The organism is Anoxybacillus mongoliensis (assembly GCF_014201515.1).
GTDB classification, from domain to species: domain Bacteria; phylum Bacillota; class Bacilli; order Bacillales; family Anoxybacillaceae; genus Anoxybacillus; species Anoxybacillus mongoliensis.
Map to the genome: position 1 here is coordinate 107,349 of NZ_JACHEQ010000006.1, position 12,739 is coordinate 120,087.

General features: G+C 42.6%; 11 protein-coding genes. 4 read left to right on the plus strand and 7 right to left on the minus strand.

The window, feature by feature from the left end:
• Window positions 1–6: 6 nt before the first annotated feature.
• Both HNR43_RS07310 and ald read left to right on the plus strand, forming a co-directional pair.
• Window positions 7–1,230 carry a helix-turn-helix domain-containing protein gene (locus HNR43_RS07310; protein ID WP_183242594.1) on the plus strand — a complete coding sequence of 408 codons (1,224 nt, stop codon included), beginning with the start codon at window positions 7–9 and terminating at the stop codon, window positions 1,228–1,230.
• A gap of 120 nt (window positions 1,231–1,350) precedes the next feature.
• On the plus strand, window positions 1,351–2,481 hold the full coding sequence (ald, locus tag HNR43_RS07315) for an alanine dehydrogenase (protein ID WP_183242596.1): 1,131 nt from the start codon (window positions 1,351–1,353) through the stop codon (window positions 2,479–2,481).
• A gap of 83 nt (window positions 2,482–2,564) precedes the next feature.
• Here ald and HNR43_RS07320 read toward each other — a convergent pair whose 3' ends face one another.
• The 3 genes from HNR43_RS07320 to HNR43_RS07330 all read right to left on the minus strand — a co-directional run bounded on the left by HNR43_RS07320 (window position 2,565) and on the right by HNR43_RS07330 (window position 4,801).
• Window positions 2,565–3,287: an amino acid ABC transporter ATP-binding protein gene (locus HNR43_RS07320; RefSeq protein ID WP_183242598.1), complete on the minus strand. Its 723-nt coding sequence runs from the start codon at window positions 3,285–3,287 to the stop codon at window positions 2,565–2,567.
• Complete coding sequence (locus HNR43_RS07325) at window positions 3,284–3,937, minus strand: amino acid ABC transporter permease (protein WP_183242600.1); 654 nt, start codon at window positions 3,935–3,937, stop codon at window positions 3,284–3,286. The genes HNR43_RS07320 and HNR43_RS07325 overlap by 4 nt, the downstream gene beginning before the upstream one ends.
• Window positions 3,938–4,003: 66 nt before the next feature.
• Complete coding sequence (locus HNR43_RS07330) at window positions 4,004–4,801, minus strand: basic amino acid ABC transporter substrate-binding protein (protein WP_183242602.1); 798 nt, start codon at window positions 4,799–4,801, stop codon at window positions 4,004–4,006.
• Window positions 4,802–5,068: 267 nt separating this feature from the next.
• Here HNR43_RS07330 and pflB point away from each other — a divergent pair, with 267 nt between their 5' ends.
• Both pflB and pflA read left to right on the plus strand, forming a co-directional pair.
• The gene (gene pflB, locus HNR43_RS07335; protein WP_183242603.1) at window positions 5,069–7,327 is read left to right on the plus strand and encodes a formate C-acetyltransferase; all 2,259 of its coding nucleotides are present in this window, start codon (window positions 5,069–5,071) and stop codon (window positions 7,325–7,327) included.
• Window positions 7,328–7,376: 49 nt separating this feature from the next.
• Window positions 7,377–8,105: a pyruvate formate-lyase-activating protein gene (gene pflA, locus HNR43_RS07340; protein WP_183242605.1), complete on the plus strand. Its 729-nt coding sequence runs from the start codon at window positions 7,377–7,379 to the stop codon at window positions 8,103–8,105.
• An 8-nt stretch (window positions 8,106–8,113) separates the two neighbouring features.
• On the opposite strand, the gene pgmB is transcribed toward pflA, so the two are convergent.
• From pgmB to adhE, 4 genes are all read right to left on the minus strand, one after another.
• Window positions 8,114–8,779, minus strand: coding sequence for a beta-phosphoglucomutase (gene pgmB, locus HNR43_RS07345; protein WP_183242607.1), 666 nt, complete (start codon window positions 8,777–8,779; stop codon window positions 8,114–8,116).
• The gene (locus HNR43_RS07350; RefSeq protein ID WP_042894333.1) at window positions 8,772–9,488 is read right to left on the minus strand and encodes a TrmH family RNA methyltransferase; all 717 of its coding nucleotides are present in this window, start codon (window positions 9,486–9,488) and stop codon (window positions 8,772–8,774) included. Before HNR43_RS07350 ends, pgmB begins: the two co-directional genes overlap by 8 nt.
• 18 nt (window positions 9,489–9,506) lie before the next feature.
• Window positions 9,507–9,986, minus strand: coding sequence for a Cys-tRNA(Pro) deacylase (gene ybaK / locus HNR43_RS07355; protein ID WP_343055733.1), 480 nt, complete (start codon window positions 9,984–9,986; stop codon window positions 9,507–9,509).
• A 79-nt stretch (window positions 9,987–10,065) separates the two neighbouring features.
• The gene (gene adhE / locus HNR43_RS07360; protein ID WP_183242612.1) at window positions 10,066–12,669 is read right to left on the minus strand and encodes a bifunctional acetaldehyde-CoA/alcohol dehydrogenase; all 2,604 of its coding nucleotides are present in this window, start codon (window positions 12,667–12,669) and stop codon (window positions 10,066–10,068) included.
• Between the last annotated feature and the right edge of the window lie 70 nt (window positions 12,670–12,739).

Sequence of the window (12,739 nt, forward strand, 5' to 3'; positions counted from 1 at the left end):
GATGCGATGAACCCTTTTGCCACTCATTTTGAAAGTTTAGAGGAATTTGCAGATCGTGTGAGCGAGTTGTTGCAATGTCCGATTACGATTGAAGATGCAAACCATCGCTTAATTGCTTATAGTGGACATGAACATTATACCGATCCAGCTCGTACAGCGACCATTATCCACCGGCGCGTGCCAGAGCGCGTCATTAATAGTTTATGGCGCGAAGGGGTGATCCCAAGGCTCCTGCAAAGCGAGGAACCTGTTCGTGTCGCGGAAATTTCAGAAGTAGGGCTCGGCAATCGTATCGCCATTTCGATTTGGAGAAATAAAGAGGTGCTCGGGTTTATTTGGGCAATTGAAATGAACGAACCATGGACGGAGCAACAGTTTGACTTGTTAAAACAAGCAGCGAAAGCAGCGAAAAATTTGTTATTGCAACTACAAATTCGCAAACATAAAAAAGAAGAGCGCATTCAAGAGTTTTTTTGGAAGCTATTGACTGGGCATTTTCCATCTCCTCACGAAGTAATTGAACAATGTCATCAATTAAACGTACATGTTTATCCATTTTTTTCTGTTGGCATTTTTCAATTTCAACAACATATTCAAACACAAGTAGAAAGACAAATTGATTATTTATTAAAAACGACACAGCAACTCGCCGTCCCACTTTATACGATTGATCACCAACGACTAATTGTGCTCGTTGCTCCAAGTTCAGACGTCTATGGAGAAGCACACATTGAACGATTTTTTCGTTCATTTATGACACAAATGAGAGAGCGATTTCGCGTGGACATTATGATGGGGGCATTCGGAAATGTGTACGAGTGCTATACAAAAATTGCAAAAAGCTACGAGGAAGCGCAAACGGTGTTAAAAATGAAACGTGCCTTCCCTCATCAACTTGCGAATATTCAAGGTTATCAGCATCTCGGCATGTATCAATTTTTTGATTTACTTTTTGAAAAAAAACGACATGGGGATTTCCACAACGCAGCACTCGAAAAGCTGAAACAATATGATGCACAGCACCATACAAACTTAGTGGAGACGATTGAAACGTATCTCGACTGTGACAGCAACGTCAATGAAACGGCGAAAACGCTCAATATTCATCCGAATACGCTTGCTTACCGCCTAAAGCGAATTAGTGAAATTGGAAACATCGACCTAGGCAACATGGGCGAAAAAGTAAAACTATATATCGATATGAAATTAGACAAATATCGGACAACGTAGCTTTTGTGGAAATCCACAAAAGCTTGTTTTTTCTTTCTCTTTTCTAAACAAACAACAAATGATAAAAAACATTTATACTGTAGATAATAATAAAAGACAACATGAAAGGGGAAACAGCACATGATTATTGGTGTTCCAAAGGAAATTAAAAATAACGAAAATCGCGTAGCTATTACACCTGCTGGCGTCATGTCATTTGTCAGCAATGGACATACTGTATTAATTGAGAAAGATGCAGGAATTGGAAGCGGTTTCACAAATGAGGCTTACGTTCAGGCAGGAGCGCAAATCGTTGAACGTGCTGCAGACGTCTGGGCGCAAGCGGATATGGTCATGAAAGTCAAAGAACCACTACCAAGTGAATACGAATACTTCCGTCCGGGATTAGTATTGTTCACATACTTACACCTCGCTGCTGAACCAGAATTAGCACGTGCGCTAAAAGAAAAAGGTGTCATCGCCATCGCTTATGAAACGGTACAAGTTGGTCGTACGTTGCCACTTTTAACACCGATGAGCGAAGTAGCAGGACGTATGGCAGCACAAATTGGTGCACAATTCCTCGAAAAAACAAAAGGCGGAAAAGGTATTCTTCTTTCCGGAGTTCCAGGCGTTAGCCGCGGAAAAGTGACAATCATTGGCGGCGGTGTCGTCGGAACAAACGCAGCAAAAGTGGCGATCGGCTTAGGTGCAAACGTGACAATTATCGATTTAAGCGCAGAACGTTTACGTGAACTTGACGATATTTTCGGAAGCCAAATTAATACATTGATGTCTAACCCTATGAACATCGCACAAGCGGTGGCGGAGTCTGACCTTGTCATTGGCGCCGTATTAATCCCTGGAGCAAAAGCACCAAAACTTGTGACAGAAGAAATGGTCAAAGCGATGCAACCAGGTTCAGTCATCGTTGACGTAGCGATCGACCAAGGCGGGATTGTTGAAACGAGCGACCATGTGACGACACACGACAACCCAACATACGTGAAACACGGTGTCGTTCACTACGCAGTTGCAAACATGCCAGGGGCGGTTCCACGCACATCAACACTTGCACTTACAAACGTCACAATGCCATACGCACTACAAATTGCAAATAAAGGCGTACACAAAGCGGTCGCAGACAATCCTGCATTACGCCTTGGTGTAAACGTCGCAAACGGAGAAATCACATACGAAGCTGTCGCACGCGACCTCGGTTACGACTACGTTCCAGTTGAAGTGGCTTTAGACAAACAGTTGTTAGCATAAATAGAGCGATCAGAGCTAGACAGCTCTCTGAACTCGAATTTTTATACAACAAAAGGTGTCCTGACAAACGGGACACCTTTTTCTTATAACACTTTAGATAAAAACGACTTCGTTCGCTCATGTTGTGGTGCATCAAAAATTTGTTGTGGTGTTCCTTCCTCTACGATCACTCCACCGTCCATAAAGAGAACGCGATCCCCGACTTCACGCGCAAATCCCATCTCATGCGTCACAACGACCATCGTCATTCCTTCTTTCGCTAGTTGCTTCATGACGGCAAGCACTTCCCCGACCATTTCCGGATCGAGCGCAGACGTCGGCTCGTCAAATAACATCACTTTCGGCTCCATCGCAAGCGCACGAGCAATAGCAACACGCTGTGCCTGTCCACCGGATAATGAATCCGGATATACGTGTGCCTTATCTTGTAAACCGACTTTCGCAAGCAACTGCATCGCTTTTTCTGTCGCTTTTTCTTTCGACCATTTGCGCACTTTCATCGGGGCGAGTGTAATATTATCAAGCACCGTCATATGCGGAAATAAGTTAAATCGTTGAAACACCATGCCAACTTCTTCACGCACTTTATTTAAATCCGTTTTCGGATCTTTTAAATAAAATCCGTCAACAACAATATCCCCTTCATCAAAATCTTCCAACATGTTTAAACAACGTAAAAACGTCGACTTTCCCGATCCAGACGGACCGATGACAACAACCACTTCCTTTTCATGAATGTGCACATCAATTCCTTTTAACACTTGGAGCGATCCGTATGATTTTTTCAGATTTGTGACTTGAATCATGCATCATACCTTCTTTCTAACCGATGTAACAACTTGCTTAATGAAAGGGTGAGCACTAAGTAAATAAGCGCAACGGTTAAGTACGGCTCCCAGACGCGATAATATTGCCCTTGCATCGCTCGTCCCCAGTACATAAGCTCAGGTGCCGCAATAATTGCCGCAAGCGATGAATCTTTAATAAGGACGATAAATTCGTTACCAAGTGGCGGGATCATGCGCTTGATCGCTTGTGGTAAAATGATGTAACGCATCGCTTGTACATGCGTCATTCCAAGCGAACGTGCCGCTTCCATTTGCCCACGATCAATCGATTGGATACCAGCGCGGAAAATTTCAGCAATGTACGCGGCCGCATTTAAAGATAACGAAATCGCTCCCGATACGAGCGGGTTCGGTTGGGCGGTAAACATCGGCATGATGCCAAAATGAATAAGTAAAATTTGTACAAATAATGGCGTTCCACGGAAAAAATGAACGTACCAATCAAACGGCAAACGAACAAGACGATTTTGAACCATTTTCCCAAGCCCAATGGCTAAACCAAGAATCGTCCCGAAAAGGATACCGATCAAAGATAAGCCGATTGTCCATAGTACCCCTTTCAAAAAAAACGGGGCATATTCTACAATAATGTTGAAACGAAAATCCATCATCCCTCACCTTTCTTCTTGTAAAAATTGCGTAACTGTCTACAGTTACGCAATTTTTCGTCGACGTTATTGCTGTTGTTGTAATGATTCAATATTCGGTTCTGTACCAAACCATTTCTTATAAATTTCTGTATACGTTCCGTTTTCAATTACCTTTTTCAACGCTTCGTCTACTTTTTGCTTCAACTCGCTTCCTTTCGGGAACATGAAGCCGTAAAATTCAGATTCAAAATGTTCAGGATCCTCAAATGCTACAATTTTAGCATCTGGATTATTTTTTACATATTCGTTCGCAACAGCATTATCTGTTACAACGGCTTCCACACCGCCGTTTAATAAATCCATAATCGCAACGACTGTATTCTCAAACTTTTTAATATTTTGATTCTCTTTTCCTAAAATTTTTTCAACGGCTTCTTGTCCTGTTGTCCCGTTTTGGACGCCGACAACTTTTCCTTGTAAATCTTTCGCGCTTTTAATCGAACTTCCTTCTTTCACAAGAATCATATGTGTCGATTCAAAGTACGGAATGGAAAAGTCATATGTTTGTTTTCGATCATCGTTAATTGTAATACCTGAAACAGCCATATCCGCTGTCTTTCCTTGAATAGCCGCAAACAATGGATCCCAACCGATGTTTTTTAATTCATATGCTAATCCTGCTTCCTTCATGACTGCTTTTAATAAATCGACATCAAAGCCGACAATTTCACCTTTATCCATGTACTCAAATGGGGCAAACGCCGCGTCTGTCACAACTGTAATTTTCTTTTCTGTTGTTGCTGTTTTTTCTGTTGAACTACCACACCCTACAAGCGCAAACATAAGTATAAAAATAAGTGTTGCCATCATTCCTTTTTTCATCAACTGTATCCCCCTTACTATCTGTTGTAAAATAATAAATATTTGTGTATAAACATGTTATGCTCTCTATGTTTCACATATTATCAGCTTTATTGTTTTTATGCAACAAATTTTATAAAAATAATTTTTGGAAAAATCTTTATTTTAAAAAATATTTTTGATCAATGTTTCACAAATTCGTCAATCCTTCTTTCTCCTCGTCATGTAAAAAAGTAGTATTCTTTATATAGGGGGTACTTTTATTCTGATGATTGGGAGGAGATTATCATGACGCTACTTACTGTGAATGAAACGTTGACGGACGCATGGAGAACGTTCAAAGGTGATAAATGGAAAAGAGAAATTGACGTTCGTGATTTTATTTTAAATAACGTAACCGTTTACACAGGGGATGAATCATTTTTACAAGGTCCGACAGAAGCGACGAAAAAACTGTGGGAACAAGTGATGGAACTTTCAAAGTTAGAACGCGAAAAAGGCGGCGTTCTCAACATGGATACGGAAATTGTATCGACGATTACGTCGCATGGACCTGGTTATTTAAATAAAGAACTTGAAAAGGTCGTCGGTTTTCAAACCGATGAACCGTTTAAACGAGCACTTATGCCATTTGGTGGGATTCGCATGGCTGAACAAGCGTGCGAAGCGTACGGCTACCAAGTAAGCGATGAAGTAAAGAAAATTTTTACGCAATATCGCAAAACACATAACCAAGGCGTATTTGACGTATATACAGACGAAATGAAGGCCGCACGCAAAGCAGGAATCATTACAGGACTCCCTGACGCATATGGACGCGGTCGCATTATCGGTGACTACCGTCGCGTAGCGTTATACGGTGTTGATCGCTTAATTGAAGAGAAGAAAACAGATTTACGCAACACAGGTGCGCGCACAATGAGCGAAGACATCATTCGTCTCCGTGAAGAATTAGCTGAACAAATTCGCGCCCTTCAAGAACTAAAAGAAATGGCGGCAAGCTATGGCTATGATATTTCGAAACCAGCGCGCAACGCACATGAGGCGTTCCAGTGGCTATATTTCGCTTACCTCGCTGCGATTAAAGAACAAAACGGTGCGGCCATGAGCTTAGGTCGTGTCTCCACATTTTTAGATATTTATATTGAACGCGACTTACAAGAAGGAACATTAACTGAACGCGAAGCGCAAGAGCTTGTTGACCATTTCGTCATGAAATTGCGTCTCGTGAAATTTGCAAGAACACCAGAATACAACGAGTTATTTAGCGGTGACCCAACGTGGGTCACAGAGTCGATCGGCGGTGTCGCGATTGACGGTCGTCCACTTGTAACGAAAAACTCATTCCGTTTCTTGCATACGCTTGACAACTTAGGTCCAGCGCCAGAACCAAACTTAACGGTTCTTTGGTCGACAAAATTACCAGAAGCATTTAAAAAATATTGTGCAAAAATGTCGATTCAAACAAGCTCCATTCAATATGAAAATGACGATTTAATGCGTCCTGAGTTCGGCGACGACTACGGCATCGCATGCTGCGTATCCGCGATGCGCATCGGTAAACAAATGCAGTTTTTCGGTGCGCGCGCAAACCTTGCGAAAGCATTGTTATACGCAATTAACGGCGGGGTGGATGAAAAGTTAAAAGTGCAAATCGGTCCAGAGTTTGCGCCAATCACATCTGAATACTTAGATTATGAAGAAGTGATGCGCAAATTCGATAACGTCATGGAATGGCTAGCTGAATTGTATATTAATACATTAAACGTCATCCATTACATGCACGATAAATATTGTTATGAACGAATCGAAATGGCGCTTCACGATACGCACATTTTGCGCACGATGGCAACGGGAATTGCTGGTCTTTCTGTCGTTGCTGACTCACTTAGCGCAATAAAATATGCAAAAGTAAAAACCATTCGCGACGAAAATGGCTTAGCGGTCGACTTTGAAATTGAAGGCGACTTCCCGAAATACGGCAACAACGATGACCGTGTCGATTCGATTGCCGTCGATATTGTTGAGCGCTTTATGACAAAATTACGCAAACATAAAACGTATCGCGATTCGAAGCATACAACATCGATTTTAACGATCACATCAAACGTCGTATATGGCAAAAAGACAGGAAATACGCCTGATGGTCGTCGCGCTGGCGAACCGTTCGCACCTGGCGCTAACCCGTTGCACGGTCGCGACACAAAAGGAGCGCTTGCGTCATTAAGCTCTGTCGCCAAATTACCGTATGAATATGCATTAGACGGCATTTCGAACACGTTCTCGATCGTACCAAAAGCGCTCGGTAAAGATGACGCAACACGCATTCAAAACCTCGTGGCGATTTTAGATGGCTATGCGCAAAAACGCGGTCATCACTTAAACGTCAACGTCTTTAACCGCGACACGTTACTTGACGCGATGGAACATCCTGAAAAATATCCGCAATTGACTATTCGCGTATCAGGTTATGCGGTCAACTTTATTAAATTAACACGTGAACAACAAATTGACGTCATTAATCGGACGTTCCATGAAACGATGTAATGGAAGCTCCCACACATTGTGGGAGCTTTCTACCTAGGAGGAAAACAATATGAACGGATTTATTCATTCGATTGAATCGTGTGGAACAGTGGATGGTCCCGGCATTCGTTATGTCATTTTCACCCAAGGCTGTTTATTACGTTGTCAATATTGCCACAACGCAGATACGTGGGAAATTGGCAAAGGAAAACAAATGTCTGTCGATGAAATCATCACTGATGCCCAAACATATTTGCCGTTTATGCAAGCGTCTGGTGGTGGAATAACAGTCAGTGGTGGCGAGCCACTTTTACAAATCGACTTTTTAATTGAACTTTTTCGTCGCTGTAAGCAGCTTGGCATTCATACAACGATTGATTCATCAGGGGGATGTTATACCACGGAAGCATCGTTCCAACAAAAGCTTGATGAATTGCTTCAATATACAGATTTAATTTTGCTAGATTTAAAACATATCGATGAAAAAAAACATCGGAAACTAACAGGAAAAACGAATGAACATATTTTAGCTTTTGCTCGTTTATTATCTGAGCGAAACGTACCCGTCTGGATTCGTCATGTGCTCGTTCCAACCGTCACAGACGATGAAGAAGATTTACATCGCTTAGCTGACTTCATTCGTACGTTGCACAACGTCGAAAAAATTGAGGTACTTCCGTATCATCAACTCGGCGTGTACAAATGGAAAGCGCTCGGGCTGACATATCCGCTTGAAGGCATCCCGACGCCATCAGAAGAACTTGTCGAAAAAGCAAAGGAAATATTAGGCGCAAAATAAGCTGGTCGTCATTGACCAGCTTTTTGCATAAACCGTTTTTTTAACTCGCCCCACGTCAGTTGTGTTGTCCGTTGAACGAGCCAATCAGGGGAAAGCGGAGCTAAATGAGCTCCGATGCCGACGGAAAACATATTTGTTTGCTTAATTGCTTTCATGCCTGCCTCTCCGTCTTCAATAGCGATACAACAAGACGGATCGACATGAAGTTCTTTCGCGGCTGTTAAAAAAATTTCTGGATCTGGCTTCATGCGCGTAATTGTTTTTACATCGACAATGACGTCAAAAAAAGAATGTACGCCAAGACGTTCAACAACAATACGTGCGTTTGAACTTGACGATGCGAGCGCCATCGGGACGCCGTCGCGCCGAATGTCGCAAAGAAGATCCCTCATTCCCGGCAACACGTCATTTGGCGACAATTGCTCGATCAACTCGCGATAATATTGACCGCGAAGGTCGCCAAGAGCTCGCTTTTCTTTCTCCGACCATTCATGCGCTTTTTCACCGAGAAGCGCCTCAACCATCGTCTGTCTGCTCATACCTTGTAGCTTTTGATTAAGCTGTCGATCAAACGGCACTCCAATTTCATCCGCGACACGTTTTGTCGCGATATAATACAGCTCAACGGTATCAGCAATGACGCCATCTAAATCAAAAATCACCGCTTCAATCATTGCGTCCTCCCATTTGACTTTCCACCATTTTTCTTAGCCGTGGGCTAAGCGAAAGCTTCATCCAATGTTCGTATATTTCTTTCTTTTCCGTAAGCGACAAATAGTAGCGCCCATTCGCCACTTGTTTCGCCCGCTTCGTAACATCGTACAGAGAGATCGCTGCAGCGACGGAAATATTAAAGCTTTGCACAAAGCCATTCATCGGAATGATAAATTTCCCGTCCGCCAAAGTAAGCGCCTCTTCGGATACTCCGCGATGCTCATTTCCGAACAAAAGCACCGTTGGCTTCGATACGTTGATTTGTTCAAGCGGAATCGTTCCCTCTCCTAAATAGCTTGCATATACTTGATAGCCGTTTTGTTGGAGGTGGCGAATGGCCTGTTCAATCGATGAATGTTTATGCACGGTTAACCATTTGTCCGCATGTCGCGTCACCCATTTATTCGGTTCAAATGGAGCCGCTCCGGCGACAACATGAACGTCTTGAATGCCGAACGCCTCGGCTGAACGTAACACCGCTGCTTGATTGTGCGGATCATCAACCGCTTCCGTCAAAATCGTAATATATCTTGTTCGTTCGCTTAACACATCGTACATGCGCTTTAAGCGACTTGGCAAGATCATTTCCCAAAGCAAGCGATTATCGTCTGTCAACAGTCCTTCTTCCATGCGTTGCTTTAGCCATTGACGTTCTTCCTCTTTTGTCATTCTCATGCGCCAACCCTCCTACGCTTTGATGACATGTGCGGTTTTTCCATTGGTTAACTTTAATAAATCTTGAACAAAAAGTTTCATTTGCATGCCGATTTTCCCTGCGCTCACAATGATTTGCTCGTGCAAAAGCGCCGATTCGTCCACATATGTGGCATACATCTTTTTCATCCCAATAGGCGAGCAACCGCCACGCACATACCCTGTCATTTTTTCAATGTCTGCCACAGGCAACATATGCACACTTTTTTCTCCAACAACAGCCGCTGCTTTTTTTACATGCAACTCCGCTGCGACAGGGATGACGAATACGTAAAGTTGTCCGCTCGCCCCTTTTGTCACAAGCGTTTTATATACCATTTCTTCACGTTGACCAATTTTTTTTGCAACCGATATTCCATCAATTTGTCCATCTGTATAGTCATAAGTTAACAGTTCATATGGCACACGTGCGCGATCAAGCATGCGTACAGCATTCGTCTTCGCTTGTTTCACGATCCGTCCCTCTCTTTCCTCTATTAGTGTACCATAAACAAAAAGAGGGGACATCCTTCATCGGACGTCCCTTATCATCTTAAACCCCCTTATACGCTTGGCGATAAATGTCGGCAAGGTCGCTGACTAATGGTAATTTTGGGTTAGCTGTTGTACATTGATCTTCGAAAGCTAATTCAGCAAGTTGTTCGACTTTACTTTCAAACTCTTCTTTGCTGACGCCTGTTGCTGCGATGCTTAATGGCATGTCGAGTTCTTTTGCGAGCTTAATGATCGCTTGAACGAGGCTTTCTACTCCTTCTTCTGTCGTTTTCGCTGGCAAACCGAGCAAGCGGGCAATTTGAGCGTAACGTTGATCAGCAACGAAATGTTCGTACTTCGGAAACGCTGTAAACTTCTTCGGTTTTTGCGCGTTGTAACGAATGACATGCGGCATTAAAATCGTATTCGCACGTCCGTGCGGAATATGGAATTCTGCACCAAGTTTATGCGCTAAGCTATGGTTAATACCTAAAAATGCGTTCGCAAATGCCATACCGGCAATTGTTGATGCGTTGTGCATTTTTTCGCGCGCTACTTCGTCGTTGCCGTTTTTGTATGCACGTGGCAAGTATTCAAAGACGAGTTGAATCGCTTTTAACGCTAATCCGTCTGTATAGTCGTTCGCCATGTTCGATACGTACGCTTCAATCGCATGTGTTAATACGTCCATACCTGTATCGGCTGTAATATGTTTTGGCATCGTCATAACGAATTGTGGATCAACGATCGCGACATCTGGTGTTAACTCATAATCAGCGAGCGGATATTTTACATTATTTTTCTTATCTGTAATGACCGCAAACGATGTCACTTCTGAACCTGTACCAGACGTTGTTGGAATCGCGACAAATTGCGCTTTTTGACCGAGTTTTGGATATTTAAATACACGTTTACGAATATCTAAAAACTTTTGTTTTAATCCGTTAAAGTCTGTATTTGGATGTTCATAGAACAACCACATCGCTTTCGCCGCGTCCATCGCCGAACCACCGCCGAGGGCGATGATGACGTCTGGTTGGAACGCATGCATCATGTCGGCACCTTTCATCACTGTTTCAATGGATGGATCTGGCTCCACTTCTGAGAAAATTTCGCAATGCACATAATCTGGGCGTTTGCGTAAATAGTACAACACTTTATCGACATAGCCAAGCTTCACCATGCCTGGATCTGTAACAATAAAGGCACGTGAGATGTTTGGCATTTTCGCTAAATATTGTGTTGCATGTTTTTCAAAATAAATTTTTGGCGGAACTTTAAACCATTGCATGTTTACATTCCTTCTCGCTAATTTTTTAATGTTAATTAAATGTGTCGCACCTACGTTTGTTGAAACCGAGTTGCCTCCAAACGTACCGCAACCGAGCGTCAATGACGGAATGTATGCATTGTAAATGTCACCGATCGCTCCTTGTGAAGATGGTGCGTTCGAAATGATTCGCCCTGCTTTCATTCGCTTACCGAATTCAAGAATGACTTCTTGATTTTCTGAATGAATAACAGCAGAGTGGCCAAGTCCACCGAACTCAAGCATTTCTTCTGCTCGTTTTAACCCTTCTTCTGTACTATTCACCTTATAGCACGCCAATACCGGACTTAATTTTTCACGAGAAAGTGGCTCTTGCGGACCGACGCTTTTTAGTTCTGCCACAAGAATTTTCGTATCAACCGGCACGTCAACTCCTGCCATTTTCGCAATTTCATATGCTGGTTTACCGACAATATTCGGATTGACTGCGCACGTATTTTCATTAATGACAAGCTTTTCAACTTTTTTCTTTTCTTCTTCATTTAAGAAGTAACATTTGTTTGCAATCATTTCGTTTTTTACCGCGTCATAAATTTCTTTATCAATAATGACCGCTTGTTCAGATGCACAAATCATACCGTTGTCAAACGTTTTTGAAAGAATAAGGTCGTTCACAGCACGTTTTATATTTGCTGTTTTCTCAATATAGCAAGGCACGTTACCAGGTCCAACCCCTAATGCTGGTTTTCCTGAGCTATATGCCGCTTTGACCATGCCTGCTCCACCTGTCGCGAGAATAAGCGAAACGCCAGGGTGATGCATCAATTGTTGCGTTGCTTCAACGGAAGGCGTTTCGATCCATTGAATACAATGTTCTGGCGCGCCAGCCGCAATTGCTGCATCACGTAAAATGCGTGCCGCTTCACTGCTACATTTTTGCGCGGACGGATGGAACGCAAAAATGATTGGGTTGCGGGTCTTAATTGAAATGAGCGCTTTAAACATCGTTGTCGATGTTGGGTTTGTTACCGGTGTTACCCCAGCAATGACGCCAACAGGCTCGGCAATCTCAATGATGCCTTCATGTTCATTTTCGCGGATAACGCCAACCGTTTTATCGTACTTAATGTTATGATAAATGTATTCTGTCGCAAAAATGTTTTTAATGATTTTATCTTCATATACGCCACGTTTTGTTTCTTCAATCGCTAATTTCGCTAAATACATATGTTTATCAAGTCCAGCTAACGCCATTTGCTTGACGATATGGTCAATCGTTTCTTGATCGTAATCGCGAAACGCTTTTAACGCCTTTTGCGCATTCGCCACGAGCGTATCGATCATCTTTGTAACTTCTTTCTTTTGGTCTAATACTTTTTCATCAACAGCCATATAAGACCCTCCTATATTTACTTGTGAATTTTTTCACAAGTTGATCGAAAATAAAAATGTGATTACTTTC